This is a genomic window from Pseudoalteromonas lipolytica, assembly GCF_001306915.1.
GTDB classification, from domain to species: Bacteria; Pseudomonadota; Gammaproteobacteria; order Enterobacterales; family Alteromonadaceae; genus Pseudoalteromonas; species Pseudoalteromonas simplex.
Window position 1 is genome coordinate 275,135 of the sequence record NZ_LJTC01000002.1, and the last position, 23,171, is coordinate 298,305.

Annotated in this window: 21 protein-coding genes; 4 read left to right on the forward strand and 17 right to left on the reverse strand. The window is 41.5% G+C overall.

Annotation, left to right across the window (positions count from 1 at the left end; all coding sequences use genetic code 11):
* Window positions 1–20 precede the first annotated feature (20 nt).
* From dnaX to AOG27_RS03120, 6 genes are all read right to left on the reverse strand, one after another.
* Window positions 21–2,456, reverse strand: coding sequence for a DNA polymerase III subunit gamma/tau (dnaX, locus tag AOG27_RS03100; RefSeq protein ID WP_054551548.1), 2,436 nt, complete (start codon window positions 2,454–2,456; stop codon window positions 21–23).
* 3 nt (window positions 2,457–2,459) lie between these two features.
* Window positions 2,460–3,005 carry an adenine phosphoribosyltransferase gene (gene apt / locus AOG27_RS03105; protein WP_054551549.1) on the reverse strand — a complete coding sequence of 182 codons (546 nt, stop codon included), beginning with the start codon at window positions 3,003–3,005 and terminating at the stop codon, window positions 2,460–2,462.
* Window positions 3,006–3,166: 161 nt separating this feature from the next.
* A complete protein-coding gene (locus AOG27_RS21840; RefSeq protein ID WP_254907726.1) occupies window positions 3,167–3,289 on the reverse strand; it encodes a hypothetical protein in 123 nt (40 codons plus the stop codon).
* 85 nt (window positions 3,290–3,374) lie between these two features.
* Window positions 3,375–4,133: a DNA-binding domain-containing protein gene (locus AOG27_RS03110; RefSeq protein ID WP_268795021.1), complete on the reverse strand. Its 759-nt coding sequence runs from the start codon at window positions 4,131–4,133 to the stop codon at window positions 3,375–3,377.
* Window positions 4,126–4,989: a DUF692 domain-containing protein gene (locus AOG27_RS03115; RefSeq protein WP_054551550.1), complete on the reverse strand. Its 864-nt coding sequence runs from the start codon at window positions 4,987–4,989 to the stop codon at window positions 4,126–4,128. Before AOG27_RS03115 ends, AOG27_RS03110 begins: the two co-directional genes overlap by 8 nt.
* 54 nt (window positions 4,990–5,043) lie before the next feature.
* Entirely contained in the window at window positions 5,044–5,547 is a 504-nt protein-coding gene (locus AOG27_RS03120; protein WP_054551551.1) for a hypothetical protein, read from the reverse strand.
* Between the two features lie 173 nt (window positions 5,548–5,720).
* On the opposite strand from AOG27_RS03120, the gene AOG27_RS03125 reads away from it, so the two are divergent.
* Window positions 5,721–6,698, forward strand: a complete 978-nt coding sequence (locus AOG27_RS03125) for a tRNA-dihydrouridine synthase (RefSeq protein WP_054551552.1) — start codon at window positions 5,721–5,723, stop codon at window positions 6,696–6,698.
* A gap of 51 nt (window positions 6,699–6,749) precedes the next feature.
* Window positions 6,750–7,085 carry a TraR/DksA family transcriptional regulator gene (locus AOG27_RS03130; RefSeq protein WP_054551553.1) on the forward strand — a complete coding sequence of 112 codons (336 nt, stop codon included), beginning with the start codon at window positions 6,750–6,752 and terminating at the stop codon, window positions 7,083–7,085.
* A 14-nt stretch (window positions 7,086–7,099) separates the two neighbouring features.
* Here the strand turns inward: AOG27_RS03130 and AOG27_RS03135 are convergent, their stop codons facing one another.
* From AOG27_RS03135 to pyrC, 10 genes are all read right to left on the reverse strand, one after another.
* The gene (locus AOG27_RS03135) at window positions 7,100–8,104 is read right to left on the reverse strand and encodes a hypothetical protein (protein WP_054551554.1); all 1,005 of its coding nucleotides are present in this window, start codon (window positions 8,102–8,104) and stop codon (window positions 7,100–7,102) included.
* A gap of 56 nt (window positions 8,105–8,160) precedes the next feature.
* Window positions 8,161–9,420, reverse strand: coding sequence for a tetratricopeptide repeat protein (locus AOG27_RS03140; protein WP_054551555.1), 1,260 nt, complete (start codon window positions 9,418–9,420; stop codon window positions 8,161–8,163).
* A gap of 11 nt (window positions 9,421–9,431) precedes the next feature.
* Entirely contained in the window at window positions 9,432–10,049 is a 618-nt protein-coding gene (locus AOG27_RS03145) for an energy transducer TonB (RefSeq protein WP_054551556.1), read from the reverse strand.
* Window positions 10,049–10,453, reverse strand: coding sequence for an ExbD/TolR family protein (locus AOG27_RS03150; RefSeq protein WP_054551557.1), 405 nt, complete (start codon window positions 10,451–10,453; stop codon window positions 10,049–10,051). Before AOG27_RS03150 ends, AOG27_RS03145 begins: the two co-directional genes overlap by 1 nt.
* A 14-nt stretch (window positions 10,454–10,467) precedes the next feature.
* Window positions 10,468–10,992 (reverse strand): MotA/TolQ/ExbB proton channel family protein, encoded by a 525-nt coding sequence (locus AOG27_RS03155; protein WP_054551558.1) that lies wholly within the window; start codon window positions 10,990–10,992, stop codon window positions 10,468–10,470.
* Window positions 10,992–12,356 carry a MotA/TolQ/ExbB proton channel family protein gene (locus AOG27_RS03160; RefSeq protein ID WP_054551559.1) on the reverse strand — a complete coding sequence of 455 codons (1,365 nt, stop codon included), beginning with the start codon at window positions 12,354–12,356 and terminating at the stop codon, window positions 10,992–10,994. Before AOG27_RS03160 ends, AOG27_RS03155 begins: the two co-directional genes overlap by 1 nt.
* Before the next feature lie 6 nt (window positions 12,357–12,362).
* On the reverse strand, window positions 12,363–13,133 hold the full coding sequence (locus AOG27_RS03165; protein WP_054551560.1) for a DUF3450 domain-containing protein: 771 nt from the start codon (window positions 13,131–13,133) through the stop codon (window positions 12,363–12,365).
* Window positions 13,134–13,599: 466 nt separating this feature from the next.
* Window positions 13,600–14,190: a response regulator transcription factor gene (locus AOG27_RS03170; RefSeq protein WP_161804338.1), complete on the reverse strand. Its 591-nt coding sequence runs from the start codon at window positions 14,188–14,190 to the stop codon at window positions 13,600–13,602.
* A 432-nt stretch (window positions 14,191–14,622) separates the two neighbouring features.
* On the reverse strand, window positions 14,623–14,832 hold the full coding sequence (locus AOG27_RS03175) for a cold-shock protein (RefSeq protein WP_036967526.1): 210 nt from the start codon (window positions 14,830–14,832) through the stop codon (window positions 14,623–14,625).
* Between the two features lie 340 nt (window positions 14,833–15,172).
* Window positions 15,173–16,219, reverse strand: a complete 1,047-nt coding sequence (gene pyrC, locus AOG27_RS03180; protein ID WP_054551562.1) for a dihydroorotase — start codon at window positions 16,217–16,219, stop codon at window positions 15,173–15,175.
* Between the two features lie 191 nt (window positions 16,220–16,410).
* Between pyrC and AOG27_RS03185 the strand changes: the two genes are divergently transcribed.
* Complete coding sequence (locus AOG27_RS03185; protein WP_054551563.1) at window positions 16,411–18,783, forward strand: EAL domain-containing protein; 2,373 nt, start codon at window positions 16,411–16,413, stop codon at window positions 18,781–18,783.
* Window positions 18,784–18,841: 58 nt separating this feature from the next.
* On the opposite strand, the gene AOG27_RS03190 is transcribed toward AOG27_RS03185, so the two are convergent.
* Window positions 18,842–21,121, reverse strand: a complete 2,280-nt coding sequence (locus AOG27_RS03190) for an acyl-CoA dehydrogenase (RefSeq protein ID WP_054551564.1) — start codon at window positions 21,119–21,121, stop codon at window positions 18,842–18,844.
* Window positions 21,122–21,289: 168 nt separating this feature from the next.
* On the opposite strand from AOG27_RS03190, the gene AOG27_RS03195 reads away from it, so the two are divergent.
* Window positions 21,290–23,140, forward strand: coding sequence for a M2 family metallopeptidase (locus tag AOG27_RS03195; RefSeq protein WP_054551565.1), 1,851 nt, complete (start codon window positions 21,290–21,292; stop codon window positions 23,138–23,140).
* Window positions 23,141–23,171 lie beyond the last annotated feature (31 nt).

A 23,171-nucleotide genomic window follows, 5' to 3' on the forward strand; every position in this document is an offset into this window, starting at 1 on the left:
ATAAGGGCTATTGTAACTAATTACAATGCCTGAATACTGTTTTCATCGATTATAGCGCTAAATAACTGCTGAAATTGCACTATATTTTCATCGCTATTTATTACATCAATCGCTTGTTGATGACGTCCCGCATCAATTTTTTGTTGAATCAAATACGGTGAATCAATTACGCCATCAGCAAACTCGATACTAAGCTCAACATTATGGCCATAAATTTCACTTAATGCGGCATTGAGCTTTTGTCTTAGCACAGCGCTATCTAAATGGCGCTGTGATGAATCAACTTCAATGTGCAGCTGATTATTCTGCTTGGTAAAGATTGAATGCAGCGCAAATTGGCGCATGCGACCACCCAGTCCCATGCGTTTAATTAAATACGCCCATTCGTCTTGTTCGTGTGCAAATTTAATACTGCTGATCGGGCTTTCAAAATCATCAGGTATCGGAATACTGGCTTCTTCAACTACTGGCTCTGGCGCTTTTTGTGGATTGATCTGCTCAAGTAACTCTGGCGCTAAGTTTTCGGTGATTGTTTGATGCTTTTCTCGAAAGTCGACTTTTTTTATTTTACTACTGCTCTCCCCCGTTTGCTGGGGGATGGGCTTTTTTACTTCAGCAGCCATTGCTTGCTGCTGAGGCTGAATGTTGGTCGCGGCTGTGCTTTGTTGCACTGGCGGCTCTGCTTTGGGCTTAGCTTCAGGCTGTGGTTCTGCTTTAGCATGAGTTTGCGTTGCTGCACCACTTAAACGCCCAGCACCTGAAATATTGCGATCTTGTAAAATACGAGCAATGGCCGACTGCGCCTGACTTTGCTGCTGTTGTAATTGTGCTGGTGCTGTTTGCTGTTGCTGAGGCGCAGATGCTTCATTGGCAGTAAAGCCCTGATCATAAGCGCTATTCATCACATCATCGTATTGCGCTGCAAGTGATGAATCCATTTCGGCATCATCATCCATATAATCTTGCGAAGAATACTCTGGTGATGAGTACTCAGCTGCAGGCACTTGCTCTGAGTGGCTTGGCTCTTGCTGTTGTGGCGCAGGTTGAACTTCAGCGGCCATTGCAGTTTCAACTGATTGCTGAGGCTGTTGACCAACATCAAGCTGCTCTACTGCTGTTGCTTCAACTTGCTGGGCAGGCTCATGGCTATGTGCCGTTTCTGCCTTGGCTGCTTGAATAGGCTCAGCTTGTGTTGGCTGAGGCTCTGAAGGAACAGCAGTTGTCTGTGCAGAGCTATGTGCAACTGGTGCTTGCTCTGAAGCAGCTTGCTCACGTTGCGCCGTAGATTTTTTCAAAATATCACGCAGTGCACCGGCACCACTTGGCTTAACCTGTTGCTGGGTATTCGTTGGTGTTTGGCTTTGTGCAATTTGCGTAGGTTGGAATGCAAGCAGTCGCAACATAATCATTTCAAAGCCAAGTTTAGCATCGGGTGCCCATTGCAAATCTTTTTTACCATTTAATAGCAATTGGTAGTAAACCTGCATCTGCTGTGCATCAGTGGTTTGTGCCACCTGCTCAATAAAATCTCGGTTAGTATCATCAAGTGCCGCTGCACTAGGCACAAGTTGCACAAGCTGAATAAGATGCGTCAGGGCAATTAAATCGTCGAGCAAGGCTACAAAGTTAGGGTTTCGGCTAACGACTGCTTTTACTTCTTGAAGTAATGCATCGCCATCTTGGCACAGTAACGCTGCTAACATGGTTTGGCTATATTGAGTATCCATCAAGCCAAGCATAGTTTGCACAGCCTGATGATTAATATTGCCATTGGTTTGCGCAATTGCTTGGTCTGTAAGACTCAATGCATCACGCATACTACCATCGGCTGCCTTAGCTAAAATAGACAATGATTTATCATCGAAACTTAGCTGTTCTTGATTAAGAACATGGGCAAGCTGATCATGAATTTCTGATTGCGACAAAGCATTTAAATTAAACTGTAAGCAACGCGATAAAATCGTCACGGGTAGTTTTTGCGGATCGGTTGTCGCTAATAAAAACTTCACATGCTCTGGCGGCTCTTCCAATGTTTTTAGTAATGCATTGAAACTGTGCTTTGACAGCATGTGAACTTCATCGATTAGGTATACCTTGTAACGACCACGTGTTGGTGCGTATTGAACGTTATCAAGGATTTCGCGGGTATCTTCTACTTTGGTACGTGATGCCGCATCGATTTCTAATAAATCAATATAACGGCCTGCTTCAATGTCAGTACAACTTGAACATTGGCCGCATGGCTCAGCAGAGATACCCTTATCGCAGTTGAGACTTTTTGCGAATATACGTGCAATGGTTGTTTTACCCACCCCACGGGTTCCAGTAAAGAGATAAGCGTGATGGAGTCTATTTTGTGTTAATGCATTAACTAATGCTTGTTTAACATGAGACTGCCCCACTAACTCGTGAAAGGTTTGTGGTCGCCATTTCCTTGCTAGAACCTGATAACTCATTAATTATTCGCCTTCGAATTCAACCAACTTTAAGATTTTGATGCCCATATCAGCAACTCGTTGCTCACCACCCAGCTCAGGTAAAGAAACAACAAATGCCGCATCAGTTGCGTTACCGCCAAGTTTAGCAACTAATTTTGCCGTTGCCTCGATTGTGCCACCTGTAGCCAGTAAGTCATCTACTAGTAACACTTTATCGCCAGGGACAATTGCGTCTGTATGAAGCTCAAGAATATCTTCACCATACTCTAATTGATAACTTTGTGAAATCACTTCGCGAGGAAGTTTGCCTGGTTTACGAACAGGAATGAATGGAATACCTAGTGCGTAAGAAAGTGGTGCACCGAAGATAAAACCACGAGATTCAGTACCGATGATTTTTGTAAAACCTTGGTCTTTATATGCTGCAATAAAGCTGTCGATGGTTGCTTTAAATGCGTCAGCATTAGCCATTAAAGTAGTTACGTCGCGGAACATAATGCCCGGCTTTGGGTAATCAGCGATCGTTGCAATGCTCTGTTTGATGAGCGTTGAAGTTGCTTGAGTCATAATTATACTGCTCAAAAAGTTTATCTAACAAAGCTCGAGAGTATAACATCACCTTAGTAGAAAGTCGGTAGCAAGTTTCGAAATTAATCACTTAACAAGAAATATAAGCTATAAAAAAGGCTGCATAATGCAGCCTATTGTCTTTAATTTGCTTGCGCAGATTAAGATAAAGAAGTGATCCAACCAAGAATAGCGTTTAGACAGCCAATGCCACCGAATACAGCTAAAAACGCAATGAAATAAGTTGCATTGAACGGATCTTTAAAGTCTTTATCATTCGACATAATTACTACCTTTATTTAAGCACGACAAAATAAGGCGCTCATAATAGTCGAACTAAATACATCAATAAAGACTTTTAGCTGATTTTTAAACCAAGGTATTAGAAACCACAATGCCACGTTCTGCCATTGCACTCAAGGTATTGAGGGCTCCCTGATACAGCTGCTCTTGGCTAAATTGAGGCGCATGCTCTGCAACTGCTTGGCATACATCATTTAAATCGGCACCTGGCTGAGATTCTATGATATTAAGAAGTAATGCGGTCATCGCATTTGTCGATAAAAATTGTACTTCGTCATCGCTATCACGATAAACCACAAAGTAACTGGGTTGTGCTGCCGGTTCACTTGGTTGATTATCTGCACTGATGGTATGAACAGGAAAACTGTAACTCAAGTTACGGGCAAGTGAACTTAAGAATAATGCAGAGCTTGTCACTTGATGAGCCGATAAACTGACTTCTTCTGCCACCTCTTGAGCAACCGATACATCAAGCTCAACCCATTCATAGTGCGCTAGCTCTAACATAAACGCGGGATCATCGCTTTGCACTTCATAGTCATTAGCAAGAAAAGCCAAAAACTCCCCTGCAATATCTAAAAAATAAGGTGATTTACAATCATGCTGACTAAAAAACTGTCTAACGAGGGCATGCCAAGCTTGCTCTGAATATAAACTTTTTAGTACTGGATACGCAGAGCTAACAAAGCCATCCACATTATTAAAAAATAAGTCGCGGTAAATCGCCATCCGGCGCTCTTCAACATCGCTAGGCTTAGCATGTTGCTGGGGGTCGCGGATATGCGCCATAAACGCTTGCTGTACTTGAGTAAAATGTTCAGGCACTGTGTTTCACCCTTGCTTGGTTTTGCTTGCTCGCTGTTTGCTGCAGTGCTTCAATGGTTTTTAGCTCGGTTAACAACTCACTCATCGGCGGAATATTAAAATCACGCTCTAATAAGGTGGGAAATACGCCATGAACTTCATAAGCTTTTTCAAGCAATTGCCAAACAGGATCGATAACTGGCGCACCATGGGTATCAACCAGTAGATCTTCAGCCTCAGTGTAATGGCCCGCAACATGCCCATAGGCAATCCGTTTTGTTGGTAATTCAGCTAGGAATTGCTCAGCGTTATAACCATGATTAATCGAATTAACGTAAATATTATTCACGTCGAGCAGCAGTTTACAATCAGCTTCTTCTAAAACAGCATTAGTAAATTCAAGTTCTGTCATTTGTTGCCCGGGGGCGCCATAGTAAGACACGTTTTCAATAGCAATTGGCTGTTCTAAAATATCTTGTACTTGCCTAATACGAGAAGCAACATGCTTAATAGCATCTTCAGTAAATGGTATAGGCATTAAATCGTACATATGTCCTTCGCCCGAGCAGTAACTTAAGTGCTCGCTGAATAAACGAATATTATGCTCTTTGAAGAAGGTTTTAAGCGATTGCACAAATTCAATATCAAGCGCTGCTGGTGAGCCAATCGATAACGATAAACCATGGCAAACAAAGGCATGTTGTTCGGTAAGCTGTTTAAATTGTTTACCAAAACGCCCCCCAAGCTTTAGCCAGTTTTCAGGTGCAACTTCTAAAAACTCAATAGGTTTAGGAACATCAATGAGCATTTCATCAAGCATTTCTCGGCGCAAACCTAAGCCAATCAGCCCAAAATCAGCTACTGATTCATCTAACATACTACCTCCTACTAAAAAGGGCCTTTACGGCCCTTTTAAAAGCTAAATGAGCGCTTAGTGATTAGAACCACATTTACCTTCGCCACACTTACCTTCTTTAGCTTTCTTTTTGTCTGCGCCACATTTACCTTCGCCGCACTTACCTTCGCCGCACTTACCTTCTTTGGCTGCTTTTTTGTCTGCGCCGCATTTACCTTCGCCACACTTACCTTCTTTGGCTGCTTTTTTGTCTGCGCCGCATTTACCTTCGCCACACTTACCTTCTTTGGCTGCTTTTTTATCGCCGCCGCATTTACCTTCGCCGCACTTGCCTTCTTTGGCTGCTTTTTTGTCGCCGCCGCACTTACCTTCACCGCACTTGCCTTCTTTTTCAGCTTTTTTATCGCCGCCACATTTACCTTCACCGCATTTACCTTCTGCGGCATCTAGTTGATAGCCTGCTTGCATTTGCTGAAATTCAAATGGGTTTGCACTCGCATCAGTTGCTACAAAACTTGACGCACCTACTACAACCGCACCTAATGTTAATGCAATTGAATTTTTCTTAACTGTGTTCATTCGATGACTCTCTTTTTTATAAAGGGTTATTAAACAAGACCCGAGAACTAAAAATTACTTTCAAAATTTTTATAATTATTTTCTGAAAGTGCTAAGAATGCAAATTACGATTTATAAAACAATCCAGAAAAGCTAGAATACGCGTCCTAATTTTTGATGAGTTAACAGGTATCATGCGACTAGTTTTAGCACCGATGGAAGGCGTTGTGGATTTTAAAATGCGACAACTCTTAACTGATTTAGGTGGATTTGATTTATGCGTAACAGAGTTTGTTCGTGTCGTTGAAGACACACTGCCCGAACGCGTGTTTCATCGCTATTGTCCTGAGCTAAAAACAGGTGGCTATACCCGTGCAGGTACGCCAGTGCGTATTCAGTTGCTAGGTCAAGTTGCTCATGCTTTGGCAGCAAATGCCGTCAAAGCAATACGCCTAGGCTCCCATGGCATTGACTTAAATTTTGGTTGCCCAGCTAAAACAGTGAACAAAAGTAAAGGTGGTGCGGTACTGTTAAAAGACCCTGAGCACATGTACGAAATTATTAAAGCCGTACGTGATGCTGTTGATCCTTGCCATGAAGTTAGTGCCAAAATTAGGCTTGGTTTTGATGATGATAGTAATAGCCAAGAAATTGTTGATGCTGTTGTTAGCGCGGGTGCTTCAAGTCTTGCTATTCATGCCAGAACTAAAAGAGATGGTTACAACCCTCCGGCATACTGGGAAAAAATCCCCCCGTTAATCAAAGATAAAAATATTTCGGTCGTTGCTAATGGCGAAATTTGGCAAGTTGAAGATGCCATGCTTTGTCAAAAGCGCAGTCATTGCCAAGATTTAATGCTTGGTCGTGGTGCATTAGCGATGCCTGATTTAGCAAAACAAATAAAATCTCATGCAGAAAAAGAGCATTACATTCCGATGTTATGGGAGCATGTGATATACCACATTATTCATTCATCTATGCACCAAGACGAGAGCAAATGTGAAAAGTATTTTGCTTCTCGTACTAAGCAATGGCTCGGCTATTTAAAACGCCAATATCCTCAAGCTAACGCACTTTTTGATGAGATCCGCCGCCTAAAAGCCAAAGACGAAGTTGCAGATGTACTAAGAAAGTACGCGAAAGCGCCGAGTATTGATACAAATCATAATTAGCAAATCGATTTTGTTTGATAATACCAGTATTGCCCACTTGGAAGAAAAGCGATGAACAATACTGAAATTCAAACAAAGTTATCTGCGGAACTTGCGCAGGTTCGACAACGTTTACTGGATATGCTGGCTAATTCTGATCAAGCCTATCATCAGCAACTGCTATCGCAACTCAAGGATCATCCCCCTTCAGACTGGTTAGAGCTGACAGCAAATAATCTCGGTTCTGAGTATCAAATATTGATTGCTCGAATAGAAAAGTTAGAAGCAGCACTATGCCAAATCGATATTGGGCAGTATGGCTATTGCTGTGATTGTGAAGAAAAAATTGATGACGAACGTTTACTTGCAGATCCTGCAAGCCAACGCTGTCGGCGATGCGCTCCATAGAGCGCAGCGCTGTACTAATTTATAAAAATAAAGCTCATCGCAGGATAAAGCACGATATCCTCAATTAACCAATCAGCTTGTTGCTGATTTACCCCTAGACGCTTCATCAAACTAACACGTGCTTGCTGTTCACTCCATGTGTGATAATGAATTCCTAAGTCGGTTTCCATCATAACTTGCCAGAAGTATTGCTCATCTTTTGTTAATTTACGCTTACTTTTGAGCGGGTCGAGATAATCAAGCTGCCAATCAAGACCTGTGTGCTGATGACTTTCTACAAAATAGTTCATTACTAATGGTTTAGCGTGAGAGTCTGATACAGGTAATACAAAATCTGCATTCTGCGATTGCTTTAACGAAGCCTGGATTTCACTTAACCAAGTTAAAGGCGGCTTAGTCTCACCACTAAAGTAATTAAGTTTACTTTGATACCAATCTTTACCATTTGCCAAACCGACTAAACCAAGTTTTGTACGCGGTTTATATTGAGTTAAATATTGATTAAGTTTGTTTAGTGCTGCTTGTACACTGTCATCGCTATTATCAAGGTGCGATTTGACCATATTATGTAAAAGCGTTAATTCGATTTTATTTAATTTCAGATTGCTTTGCTCAGCTGCAATTAGCTGCGTTTCAACTAACTCTAGCCAGTTAGCTAATTCATTTACTGAATAGTCATCTACTAAACGAGCTTGGTTAATAACATCACGTTGTACAGGCCACACAAAGTAACGTTCGGGATAACGCTCAGCAATAATTAAATAGTTCAATTGCGCCTGTTGTGACACATCTAACGTCGTCGTTTTTAGTCCTTGATAAGCTTGATGACGTGCTTGCAAATAACTTTCTGAGAAAGGCCAGCTAGCAGCTTCACTTTGCTGTTCTTGAGTCGATAATAAATTATTAATAGTTTGCAGCGCTTGCTGCCCTTCACTAAATGTTTTGAAACCTGATGTTTGCTCAGAGCAAGCTATCAGCATCACACTTGCGACAACTAATAATACGATCTGTCTTAGCATTTTAAAATTCCATAAAAAAAGCCCCAGAGGGGCTTTTTAATTTAAAACAACATCAATTAGATTTTTACACCGTTACGAGCGGCTTTATCTTTGATGAAGGTCGACCAGCTCTTCGCAAACTTGCGAGTGCGCGGATCGTCCATTGCTTTAGTGATAGCGTTATAAGCTTGCTTATACTTCTCTTGGTAGTAATAAGCTTCAGCTAAATCAGAGTAAATAGTTCCTTTTTTGTCAGAACCTAACTCTATTGCCTTGTTCAAACGAACAACGGCTGCACTATAATTTTGCGATTGTAAAAGTAATGAACCCGCTTTGCGGTAAAGCTCAGCATCATCATCAAATTTAGCCGCTTCTTCATAGTATTTAGCTGCTTTTTCAATATCTTTAGAACGGTGGTAGTTAGATGCCACTGCACTGATATTTTGCTTGTTACGCTTAACTTTTTCTTCGTTGATTGCCTTTTCAAGCACAACTGCTGCTTTGTAAGGGATATCATTTAACGAATAAAAGTTAGAAAGTACTTTGTATTCAACTTCGTTTTCAAAATAGCCATTTTTATAGGCAACTTCCATGGTCGCTAGACCTTTCTTGAAGTCTTCGGTTTGAAGGTAGTATTTACCTAAACCAACCCAGGCTTTTTTGTCTTCAGGCCAAACACGAACAATTTCTTCAGCAACACCTACCATATTTTTGTACTGTTTAAGTTCAAAATAGGCAGCTAGCTTTAATTGGTAAGCAGCCTTTGCAGGTTCTTTTGCCAATTCAATTGCTTTGTTTGCAGCAGGAAGTACGTCTTTGAAAAGTTTTAACTCGTAGTTTGCTTGCGCAATACGTGTATAAACCTTGTCGTCTTCCTCACCTGTGAAGTCCATCCAAGCTGCATAAGCTTCTTTCGCTTTTGCATATTGCTCAGTACCCGCGTACATATCACCTAGAAGTTTTAAGCCTTGCTCTTGGTCAGCAAAATTTAAAACGTCAGGCTGAACTGCAGCTGCGATATGCTTGATAGCCAATTGATACTGCTCTTTTTGAGCGTACATTTGACCTAAGTAACGATCGACTGTTGCCTTATCAAATTCATCCGAAGGATCGATTTCTTTAAGTAACGCAATCGCTTCATCAAGCTTCTCTTCATTGTACAAATCAAACGCTTTAATAACTTTTTTACCAACGCGCTCGCCCATTACTTTAGTTTTTGCTTTTTTACGCGCTTCAATCTTCGCGTAATCTGGCGCTGCTAAAGCAGGTGCAGTAAAAGCTACACCTGATAGAGACATAAGAAGCGCAAGTGCAGTTACTTTAGATAAATTTCTCATTACTCGCCTCCTTAGTTACCTTGGTTAAGTTTAAAGTCTAGTTGTACTTGAAGACCAAATTGCTTCTGTGGTTTGCCGTCAATGATTTTCGGACGGTACTTCCACTTACGTAGCGCACGTTTAGCTTCGCGGTCGAAGATACGTTTAGGATCGGCGTCGATCACTTCAACATCTTCTACACCACCCACTTCATTGATAGTGAATGAAAGTTGTACCCAACCTTCTTTACCATCACGCGCTGCTTGCGTAGGGTATTTTGGTTCAATACGAACGATAGGTGTCGCGTCACCATCACGTCCAAATGCACCTGGACCACTTAGGCCACCAGCTGTGCTACCCACATCGATGCTTGGCATATTAAATGACAAACCACCAGTGTTAGGGTTGCTGTTTTCCGGCTGAGGCGGCTGCGGCTTAGGCGGCTGCTTTGGCGGTGGCGGAGGCGGAGGCGGAACACGCTTCCTCTCCTGCACCTTAGATTCAGGCGGATTCGTCATAATTTCGACTACGATCTGTTCTTTTTGTTCAGTCGCACGGTCAGCTCCACCGGAGATGAGGTACGCCATGAAGTAGAACAAGCCGAAAGTAACTGCCCCACCTGCAATCAGTGAAAACAGAAAACGAATCATTACTGATCTCCAGCTATTGAAATTTTAAGGTTATCACCCGTCGCTTTGATCTGGTCCATAACTTTAACTACTACGCCGTGTTTTGCTTCTTTATCAGCTTGCAAAATTACAACTTCAGTAGGTTGTTCTGCTAATAAACTTTCAAGTTTAGCTGATACACGCTCAACGTCTACTTGTTGTTTATCAATCCAGATCGCACCGTCAGCGCGGATAGCAACAAAAATGTTTGCATTTTTTTGCTTCGTAGCTGCAGCTGCTTTAGGTTTATTGACTTCGATACCAGCCTCTTTAACGAACGATGTAGTTACGATAAAGAAAATAAGCATGATAAATACGATGTCAAGCATTGGCGTCATGTCAACCGCTGCTTCTTCTTCTTCACGAAAACGTTGTTTACGTGCCATATTTAATTCTCTCTCTAGTGATGAGGCATGCTATCTACAAGTTTAGCTTTCGCCATTCTCGCTCTCGCTTCAAGACGTGAGCTAAAGAATACTCCAGATAGTGCCGCAACCATTCCAGCCATTGTTGGGATTGTTGCCATTGAAATACCTGATGCCATTAAACGTGCGTTACCAGTACCTTGAGTAGCCATGGTTTCGAAAACCGCGATCATACCCGTTACAGTACCTAATAAGCCGATTAAAGGACAAACAGCTACTAATGTCTTAATCAACAACATACGCTGATCTAATTTTTCAGACGCTTCAGAAATCCATGCTTCACGGATTCTGTGTGCGTACCAAGACGTAGTGTCTTGGCGGGCATCCCACTGAGCTACAATGTTCTTCGTCATACGAGGAAACTCAGCTAGTAGGAACCAATAGCGCTCAATCATTAAAACCCACATAAGAAAGAGTGCTATCGCGACCACGTATAATACCTGGCCGCCTGTGCCAACAAAATCCCTGATAGATTCCCAGATCTCCATCAGGACTAGCATTAGGCTTTCTCCTTCTCCGCGTGAGCAGCGATGATACCAGCGCTTTGCTCATCAAGGACATGTAGAACCGACTTACTACGACCCGCAACAATTGAGTGAAGTAGGATAAGTGGTAGAGCTGCAATTAGACCTAACGCTGTAGTTACAAGTGCTAGAGAGATATTACCAGCCATGATCTTCGGATCACCTGTACCGAACAATGTGATTGTTTGGAACGTAAGGATCATACCGATTACCGTACCTAGTAGACCTAGTAATGGAGCGATTGCTGCCAAGATCTTGATGATGTTGATACCAGCTTCGATGCGAGGCGTTTCACGTAGGATTGCTTCGTCTAGTTTAAGCTCAAGGTTTTCAACGTCTTGATTCTTGTTGTCAGCGTAAACCTTAAGAATACGACCCAGTGGGTTGTTTGTATTCGGAGTAGAAAGGTTCTTAAGCTGGCTCTTAATCTTAGTGCTAGTAAGCGCAAGATCAATGAAACGAACGATGAAGATAAGTAGACCAACAACTAATAATAGTGTGATGATGTAACCTACTTCAGCACCTTGCTCGTAGTATTCCATTAGTGATTTCTTCTGCGTGTTGATACGTAAGATCGCGCCACGAGTCGGGTCGATGTATACGCCAGCGTAGTTATCTGCAGAAGTACCTTCTAAATCGCTGATACCTGCTAGGATGTAGCTATCAGGTTGCTTACCTAGAGGTTGAATCGCTTTAGTTTCTGGAGAGTAGATTAAATAACCGTCGTCAGTTACTAAGTTGAAGTTACCGATACGCGTTACTTTCTTCACAGAAGATGAACCGTCAAGACCTGCAACTTCAGTTTCGAAAGTTGAAACTTTAGCAGACTCAGTCATTTCAGTTTGAAGAGAAATCCAAAGCTCTTCTAGTTCACGAACAGTTGGAAGTTCTTTCGCAGCAGCTAGTGAGCGAAGTACTTCAGCACGTCCTGGTTTTTCAGCAGAAACAAGTGATGCTTCGATTGAACCGATTGCATCAGCAGCTGCACGACGTACAACACCGAACATCTCACCTAAAGTACCTTGAGCATTTAAAAGAGCTTGCTCTTTTTCTGCTAAAGTATTTTCGTTTTGAGCATATTCTTTAGCTAAACGGTCACCACGTGCTTTTTCAGCAGCTAGGTCGCTTTTAGCTTTGTTAAGTAACGCTTGCTTGTCAGCACGAGCTGAAAGGAACTCTTGTTCACGTTGCTTATTTAATTTGCCTTCAGAGATACGTTCTTGCTTAACTTGCTCAAGAATTTTGTCTAAAGCATCAGTGTTTGCGTGTGCATTAAGCGCGGTACCTGCAGAAACAGATAGTACTGCTGCAACAGCAAAACCTTTAAATAGTTTCTTCATTATTGATTACTCCGCGCCAAAAATTGGTAGTTTAACAAGTTCTAATGTCGCTTGTTTACGCGCCATACGGATAACTTCTTTAACAGGTTTTAGGTATTCTTCACCTAATTCTTTCCACTGTTTAGTGTTGTTATCCCACACCCACGCGTGCTTAAGGTCAAAAGACTGAGCTACGTAAGTGATACGACCTAAACGACCGAAGTCAACGTTGATGCTCTTACCATCGATCTCAAGAGTACCTTGAGAAGCAGTTACAGCTGAGCTGTATGCAGTTTCAACAGTGTAAGCTTCAAGAACTTGGCGGAATTTTTCAGATGTAGTAACTGAAGCTGACGCCATGATGTCACGAAGTCTTTCAACACGTGCTAGACGGTTTTCAAGATTGAACGGAACGTCCGCTTTGATGAATTGCTCAAGCGTATCGATCATGCGATACATCAAAGGCACAACGTTTTGTTTCGTGTTATCGATAGTTGCGATTTGACGGTCAAACGATTCGATTGAAGCGTTTTGGTCAGCGACCAAACGTGCTACGTGATCGTTGTAAACCTTCATTAGCTCAGTTTCGTCAACAACGCTACGGTACTCAGCGATTAGCTCTTGAGTTTGACCATATACATTGTCAATTTTAGTTTGAGACTTAACAGCAGCCTTTTGAATTTGTTGACCTGCATCTTGCACATCTTTCAAAGGATCTGCAATCACATTGCTGCTTGCAAATGCAAAAGCGCCAACCAACGCTGATGCTACAAGACTCTTTCTGATTTTAACAGACATAGTTCCCAACCAATTAAGTAATGTTACTTTTATAATTTAATTACCCTCCGAAGAGGACAACCCTGATATCTTTTAATAGATATCAACCCTCCAATAATGCTAAATGCATCTGAGTCTGTCAACTTGATGTTCGGCTTTCATCGGAAAAATTTGGTGACTCGTCGTTGATATGAAAATAACCAAAACAACGAATTAACAAAAATATAACAGCCACACATCTGTAAGGCTTCTATAGCCCTTTAGTAACAATCATCACATTCATATTCCGTTCAAACTTAAACATAAATGTAACATTTATTGAAATCAAAAAGCGGTAAAGAAAAATGAAAAAAAAATTCAGTTTTTTCATCTAAAAAATCTAATTAGAAGAATTTTTATGCATTTACAGGCAGGGAATGTTTAATAAGCAAGCAAACTGCTTACTAAACATTAAACGGGATTTAATCTTGACTTATAACTGCCGCCATTAGAACACGGCGCGGTCTTTTACTAGCTTAGCTAATGAGATAACTGAATCAACCTCAAGCTTTTCAAATATCTTTGTTTTGTAAGTACTGACGGTCTTGTTACTGATGAAAAGTTTTTCACCAATGTCTTTATTCGATAGCCCTTGCAATAGGTAATTCATTACGGCGAGTTCACGCTCAGTGAGTAACTCGTCAATGTCTTTTTCAGAAGCAATTAAATGCTCTTGCGGAAAAAAGGTGTAACCACGCAAGATCATTTCAACTGCAGAAGAAATATCTTCAAGGCTCTCAGCTTTGTTAACGAAGCCTTGCGCTCCCAACTTTGCTGCAGTGCGTATAATATGCTTATCTTGCTTAGCTGATAAGAATAACACTTTGCCAGTAAACCCTGCACTAACAGCCCGCTTGTATAAGCTAAAACCATCTGAGTCTTCTAACTCAATATCTAATATAGCTAACGCTACATTATTAGCTTTTAAAAATTGTAGTGCTTCTTTTTGACTTCCAACAGCTTGAACTTCGTTAACTAAGGTCGATTTGGATAAAACCATTTTAATTGCTGTTGCCACCATCGGGTGATCGTCTACCAAAAGTATATTATTTCCTATGCTCATCAATTAGCAAACCTTCATTATATCTATCAAACGAGTATTTTATTGCTCATTTAAATTACCGCTGTCTTATATATCACTAAGTTTAGCGGGAAATTCAGATGTTGGTAAAAAAATCTACAATCTCTGAAAATGAGTACTAAATTTTCTCGTTAGATCAAATTCTTCACTTACACAACGATCAATGTCATGTTTAATTAACTAAGTCTAAGAGCATATAGTACTTTAGATACCGAGAGTAGCTTTAAAGGAATAGTTGAGAAAGTTCTAGAAGAATTACCTATTAAAAAAGGCTAACACAATACTTTAGGTTTAAATAGGTTTAGGTACAACTGTATGATATTTGGGGAGTAAATGAATTTTGGTGAAACAGAAACTGTTTCACCAAAATGCTTAGGTTCACATAATAAATTATGCTACTTCTACGTTCTCAGCTTCAGGGCCTTTTTGACCTTGTTTGATGCCGAAAGATACTTGCTGGCCTTCGCTTAGAGTGCGGAAGCCTGTACCTGTGATAGCGCTGAAGTGTACGAATACATCAGGGCCATTTTCTTGTTCAATGAAACCGAAACCTTTAGCTTCGTTGAAGAACTTAACTTTACCAGTAACCGTGTTTGACATACCAAATTTTCCTGTAAGTCAATTATTAAAATTCAGCCATAATGGCTCTATCCTCCCTGAGTGAATGCCCAATAAACTTGGGGTAAAGTACAGGAAGAACCAATAACCAAACCGGTAACCGTACAGCCGCACATTATCCGTAAATTCAATACGCAAAAACTCAAAGCAATTTAAGACTAACACATTAAATAGCTTTTAGCTCTATTAATCGAAAATAATTTTAAGGTCAACCGCTCAAACAAAAATATATGACAGTACTATTTATAAACAATTAATTATAAATGAAAAAAGCCCATCAAATAGATGGGCTTTTTATTCTCGATTTAGACCTTGCTAAAACTTACTTAACTTGCCAGTCCATTTGTGCTTCTGCTTTGATTGGCACCACTTCTGAATCGCCTAGTTTATAGCTAGCTGGTACTGTCCAGCTCTCTTTTACTAGTGTAATGGTATCTTGGTTTCGAGGCATACCGTAAAAGTCAGGACCGAAGTGACTCGCGAAACCTTCAAGCTTGTCTAAAGCACCCGCTTCTTCAAACGCTTCAGCATAAAGCTCAATAGCTGCATGTGCAGTATATGCACCAGCACAACCACAGGCCGCTTCTTTTTTGTCTTTGTAATGTGGTGCAGAGTCAGTACCTAAGAAGAACTTTTTGCTGCCGCTTGTTGCAGCACCAATTAACGCTTGTTGGTGAATGTTACGCTTTAGAATAGGTAAGCAGTAATAATGCGGGCGAATACCACCTGCTAGCATATGATTACGGTTATAAAGAAGGTGATGAGCAGTAATGGTTGCAGCAACATTCTCTGGTGCATTATTAACAAACTCTACCGCATCTTTTGTCGTGATGTGCTCAAGCACAATTTTAAGACTCGGAAAGTCATTTACTACATCCGCTAAAATTGTATCTAAGAAGACCTTCTCACGGTCAAAAATATCAATTGATGAATCGGTTACTTCACCATGTACTAACAGTAACATCCCTACTTCTTGCATTGCCTCAAGTACAGGGTAAATATTCTTAACTGATGTCACACCAGAATCTGAGTTGGTCGTCGCGCCAGCTGGGTACAGTTTAGCAGCAACAATTTTACCTGTTGCCTTAGCTTTTTTAATTTCTTCTGGCGTAGTTTTATCTGTTAGGTAAAGCACCATTAATGGTTCGAAGTTACCTTGTGGGCCCGCAGCTTTAATTCGCTCATAGTAAGATAATGCAGTGTCTGTACAAGTTGCCGGTGGAACAAGGTTAGGCATGATGATTGCTCGCCCCATGTAACGGCTTGCATCACGAACGGTATCAACGAGTTGCTCACCATCACGTAAATGAATGTGCCAATCATCTGGGCGTGTAATTGTTAGAGTTTGCATCGAATTTAAATCTGACATTGCTTGTTTCCACGGCTAAAGTTAGGGGGATAGCATAAACATTGAGCAAATAACCTCGCTTATTTACCCAAGTTCATTTTCAGGTGCCTAGTTTACACCAGTATACGTTTTTTTTGAAAATAACTTTGTGGATAGTTTGATAGTAGGTTAACGTAATAAATTAATACAACATTTTGGTTACCTTTTATTCTATGCCTAAGAGTTTAGACACGGCTTTTGCACTTGAAGTCAAAACAGACCAATTACATATTATTAATCAGTTCTCATCATCTCTAATGCAGTTAGATACAGTTGAAGAGTTACTCGAATATGTTACATCAGAGGTAGTGAGCCGCCTGGGCTTTATAGAGTGTGTCATTTACCTAGCAGACGATAAAACACGTACCCTAAAAGAAATGGCGTCTATTGGCACGGCAAGTAGCCATGATACTTACCATATCGACCGAACAGAAATTAGCTTTGATCAAGGTATTACGGGTTATGTCGCAAGCACTGGCAAACCCTTAATGATTGGCGATGTCAGTCAAGACCCGCGTTATATTGCCGATTCTCGCCCTGCTCTTTCTGAGCTTTGCGTACCATTAGTTTACAAAGAAAAAGTACTGGGTGTCATTGACTGTGAGCACCCGCAAAAACATTACTACAATGATACGCATTTAGAGATTTTATCAACTGTCGCCCACTTACTCAGTGCCAAGATAAATCAAGTTCGCACCGTAGAAGACTTACAGCAAACTGTGATGCAGTTAAATGATGCACAAAAGCTAGAACGCTCGATGCTGCAAATCGCTAACTTAACCTATCAATCAAGCGAGCTAGATAGCTTCTTTGAATCTTTACACGGCATTATTACCTCTTTACTGAGGGCTGATAACTTCTTTATTGGCCTGTATGACAAGCAACTCGATGTGCTTGATTTAGTTTATATTATCGAAGAAGGCGTGCGTTCTAACGCCCATAAGAAAATATCGAAAGAACAACTAAAAGACACCGCATCTTATTATTTATTAAACATCGACCAATCTTTACTTTTTACGAAAGAAGAATTTCAACAACACATTGATGCGGGTCATTTTAAAATGGTTGGTCGTCAGGCCGAGTCTTGGCTAGGGGTGCCATTTAAAGTAAATGAGCGTATTAGTGGTGTTATCGCCGTACAAAGTTACAGTAAAAGCTATCACTATGACGAACATGACCGTGCCTTACTCACGTATGTGAGCCGCCAAATTAGCATGGCGATAGACCGCCAATTATCAAGACAAGAGCTTGAGCACCGAGCTCTTCACGACGAATTAACCGGCCTTGCTAACCGCTCGTTATTAATAGAGCGTATTAAACATGCGATCCTTCGTTTGGCAAGAGCAGATAAGCGCCACCAACATGCCCTGCTCTATCTAGACTTTGACCGTTTTAAAAGTATCAATGATTCATTAGGTCATGAGGTTGGTGACCACTTTTTGGTAAAAATCTGTGAGTTAATCTTAGGTACCATCCGCAATACCGATACCTTTGCCCGCTTAGGGGGCGATGAGTTTGCCATTTTTATGGAGAACATCACCGATAAACAACAAATTAAAGATGCCCTTGAACGAATTCAACAGGTTCTCGCTGAGCCTCTTGATATTGATGGCCACTTACTTCAGGCATCCACAAGTATTGGTGTTGCGTTTTGTGAAAGTAGTCGCGATCAAGCTTATAAGCTATTACAGCATGCTGATGCTGCAATGTACGAGGCAAAGTCATCTGGCCGCGGTAAAGTTAAGTTTTTTAACAATACCATGCGTAAAAAGCTCAAAAATCATGCGGATATAGAAAATGATTTACAGCATGGTATTGAACATGACGACTTTGAACTTTACTACCAGCCAATTTTTACCATTCAAGATGCACAGGTTATCGGCTTTGAGGCGCTTGTGCGCTGGCATCACCCAAGTAAAGGCTTTGTCTCGCCAAATGATTTTATACCCGTTGCAGAAGACACAGGCCAAATTATTAACTTAGATTTACACTTGCTTGAACTCGCGGCAAAGCAAATCGCACTGTGGGCAAGTAAAGGTAAAGCATTTGGCCGAATTACCGTGAATGTATCCTCACGTCATTTTGCAAGTCTCGACTTCGTCGCGCAAATCCATGCCTTGTACTCTAAATACAAACTCCCTTTAGGCTCACTGTGCTTAGAAATCACAGAGTCTGGCCTTATTGGCAATTTAGAACTTGCTACAAAAATCATTAAGGGCCTTGAGCCTCTTGAAGTTAAACTGTGCTTAGATGATTTTGGTACTGGCTACTCCGCGCTTGGTTATTTACACCAATTACCTATCCATATTTTAAAAATCGATAAAAGCTTTATCGATCATTTAAATAAAGCGCACAACCCCTTGGTTGATGCCATATTATCGTTAGCACAGTCGTTAAAACTCGATGTCGTCGCGGAAGGGATAGAAACAGAAAAACAATTGGCAATCTTAAAACAAACTCAATGTAAGTTTGGTCAAGGCTTCTTAAAAGCGAAACCAATGCCAGCCAGCGAAGCAGAAAAAGTCATCACTCACGGATTGGTATAAGCTAATATAAAAAAGCCTTGCAAATGCAAGGCTTTATTTATTTCAACTTGGCAAGAAGTTACAGCTCGCCGGGGGCGAAATTATCAACGGCTATCGCTTGTTTACGTAGCTCATTGGCTTGATTCATACGCTCTGCAACGGTTTCGTTTATCAAGTTTTTCTCTGCTGCTGCGGCAATTGCACCCTCAAGTTCAAGATTTTTGGCAATAGTGCCTTCTTTTTGCCATTTACGAAGCTGCTTAAAGTCTTCATGAGTGTCAATCATGGCTAAAAAGGCATTTTCCATGACACCCGTGCCTGCATTTTCATCAACATAACAAAGATGGGTTAATCTGTCTCTAAAGACCCCAGGTTTGCTCATGTGCTCACACATTGTTTGTGCTAACTCATCGCTTGGACGGTGGTAATGATTACCCAGAGGGAACACAATACGTTTTAGTAAAAAATTAACCACAGGGTTAGAGAAGTTTTTAAAGAAGCCATCGAATGCCTGACCAATGCAGAATAAGGAATGCTCAACGGCATATTGCACAAATGGTAGGTCAGCTTGCTGACGCCCTTCATCTTCATAACGTTTCAATACACATGAAGCAAGGTATAAATGGCTAAGCACGTCACCTAAACGTGCCGAAATCATCTCTTTGCGTTTTAACTCACCGCCTAATACTAGCATCGCAACGTCAGTACAAAATGCTAAACCACGACTCATGCGACTTAACTGTTTATAGTAACCAGTGGTTGCGCCACAGACAGGGGCTTTAGCGAAGTAACTTCGCGTTAAACCGTGCACAAATGCCATACCTGCATTACTGCCTGCAAATAAAATATGTTGCAGTAGTAATGAGTCAAACTCTTTTAAAGCAACATCTTGGTCTTCCATTGCTGCTGCTTCCATTTCTTTTAAAACAAACGGATGACAACGGGTAGCGCCTTGACCAAATATCATCAAGTTACGAGTCAGAATATTTGCACCTTCAACGGTAATCGATACCGGGATCCCCATATAGCAATGGGCTAAATAGTTATTCGGCCCGACTTGAATACCTTTACCAGAATGAATGTCCATAGCGTCGTTCATAACTGTACGGCCCATTTCAGTCATATGGTACTTAGCTATAGCGGTAACCACAGATGGACTTAGTTTTAAATCAATCGCCCCTGCGGTCATTAGCCTCGCTGATTCTAAGGTGTAAGTTAAACCACCAATGCGAGCGAGTGCTTCTTGAACACCTTCAAATTGGCCAATCGACACACCAAATTGTTGGCGAACGGTTGCATAGGCTGATGTCATTCTTGAAGCCAAGTGACCTGTTGCCGTACTAAGTGCCGGTAACGAAATACCGCGGCCCGCACTTAAACATTCAACTAACATGCGCCAACCTCTACCTGCGCCCTTTTCGCCACCGATGATCCAATCAAGCGGAATAAACACATCTTTACCGTACGTTGTGCCATTCATAAATGCCATGTTTAACGGGTAATGACGCTCACCTGTTTGCACACCTTCGTGATCTGTCGGAATAAGTGCACACGTGATACCAAGCTCTTTTTTATCACCCAATAAACCTTCAGGATCGTACATTTTAAATGCAAGACCCAGTACTGTGGCGATTGGCGCAAGGGTGATATAACGTTTTGACCAGTTAAGTTTTAAGCCAATCACTTCTTCACCGTTATGCATGCCCTTACAAACCACCCCAGTATCAGGAATACTGCCTGCATCAGACCCAGCCTCAGGGCCCGTTAATGCAAAACAAGGCACATCATCGCCCTTAGCTAGGCTTGGCAACCAACGCTCTTGTTGCTCTTTGGTACCGTAATGAAGAAGTAATTCGCCAGGACCTAAGCTATTGGGGACCATAACGGTGACCGCAGCGGTTAAGCTCTTAGTGGCAATTTTCGATACAATGGTTGAATTAGCAATGGCTGAAAACTCTCGGCCACCAAATTCTTCAGGAATGATTAGTGCAAAAAATCCTTCTTTTTTTAGGTAGTCCCACACTTCTTTTGGTAGGTCTTTATCTTTTTGCACGATTTGATAATCATCAAGCATGGCTAGCAAAGTTTCGACTTGCTCACCCATAAATACGCGCTCTTTTTCGCTGAGTTCAGGTTTAGGAAAACGATGCAGCTTTTGCCAATCAGGGTTACCACTGAATAACTCACCGTCCCACCAAACATCACCCGCTTCCATAGCTTCACGTTCTGTTTGCGATAACGGCGGCAAAACTTTTTTAAATAGTCTAAACGTAGGTCGTGTGACAAGATTGATGCGAATGTCTTTCACAGCAAAAATTACAATCACAGCAACTAGTAACAGAATGATTACGGTCGTCATTGTGCAATCCTTTTATTTTATTTAACTGGTTCAAGTATGACTGATCGTGCCATAAATACAACGTAAGCAGCGCTTACTTAGCTTGTTTTCAACTAGGCAGTTTGTTGTTTACTAAGACACTGCTATTATGCATGGGCAATAAATAACAATAAACTTCTAGGGAACGTTATGAAAAAGACTCCATTTAAGCTCAGCATCAGCGCTCTTATGGTCGCCAGTGCACTAGCACTTACAGGCTGTAATGATGACACTGCGAGCACTAAAACAACGACTGCTGAAGTCAAAACAAGCCAAGTAACCGCACAAGATGCCGCTAAATTTATCGCCGATACTGAAAAAGAATTAAGCGCGCTTTATTTAGAAGCAAGCCGTGCTGAGTGGATTTATGCCAACTTCATCACCCATGATACTGCTGAACTATCTGCTGAAGTAAATCGCAAAATGACAGAAGCTGTGGTTCGTCTTGCTAATGAAGCCGCAAAGTTCGATAGTTTAGAGCTTGATTACGATGCACGTCGTAAACTCGATAAACTTAAACTCGCACTTACCTTACCTGCTCCACAAGATGCTGAAAAAACAGCTAAGCTCTCACAATTAGTGGCTGAGCTAGGGGGTATTTATGGTAAAGGTAAATACTGTAAAGAAGATGGTAGCTGTTTAAGCCTTGGCGAGATGACTGCTAAAATGGCAACGAGCCGTGATTACAATGAATTGCTTGATTTATGGCAAGGCTGGCGACAAGTTTCAAAACCTATGCGCCCACTTTATGAGCAACAAGTTGCACTCACCAATGAAGGTGCAAAAGAGCTAGGTTATGCAGATACAGGTGCTATGTGGCGAAGTAAATACGACATGCCAGCCGATGATTTTGCAAAAGAACTCGACCGTATTTGGGGCCAAGTTAAACCGCTTTATGATTCATTACATTGTCATGTTCGTGCCAAGCTAGGTGAAAAATATGGCGAAGATAAAGTACCACAAGACCAGCCTATCCCTGCACACCTACTAGGTAATATGTGGGCACAAACGTGGGGTAACATTTACGATGTTGTTGCACCAGAAAATGCCGATCCTGGTTATGACGTAACAGAACTATTAGCTGAGCACGATTACGACGAACTTAAAATGGTACGTGGCGCTGAGAAGTTCTTCACCTCAATGGGTTTTGCGCCATTGCCAGATACCTTCTATGAGCGCTCGCTGTTCACTAAACCGCAAGACCGTGACGTACAATGTCATGCATCTGCATGGAATATTGATAGCAAAGATGATCTACGTATTAAAATGTGTATTCAACGCACAGGTGAAGAATTCTCTGTTATTCACCATGAACTAGGGCATAACTTCTACCAACGCGCCTACAACACACAGCCTATTTATTATCAAGAAAGTGCGAACGATGGTTTCCACGAAGCGATTGGTGACACCATTGCACTTTCTGTAACGCCAGGTTATTTAAAAGAAATTGGTTTATTAGACGACGTGCCTGATGAATCTAAAGATATCGGCCTGTTAATGAAAATGGCATTAGACAAAGTAGCATTTATCCCATTTGGTTTATTAGTAGACCAATGGCGCTGGAAAGTTTTCTCAGGTGAAGTAACGCCAGAGAACTACAACAAAGCGTGGTGGGAATTACGTGAAAAATACCAAGGTGTACAAGCGCCTATCGCACGTAGCGAAGCAGACTTCGATCCAGGTGCTAAGTATCACGTACCAGGCAACACGCCTTACACACGTTATTTCTTAGCGCACATTTTACAATTCGACTTCCACAGAAGCTTATGTGAAATTGCCGGTAACGAAGAAGCGATTCACCGTTGTTCTGTATACAACTCTGCTGAGGCTGGTGAAAAACTAAATGCTATGTTAGAAATGGGCTCAAGCCGCCCATGGCAAGAAGCACTTGCGACAATCACTGGTAAAGAAGAAATGGATGCAACAGCAATCTTAGATTACTTTGCACCGTTACAAAAATACCTTGATGAGCAAAATGAAGGCCGCCAGTGCGGTTGGTAATGATAAAAACGAAAAAGCCCGCATAATGCGG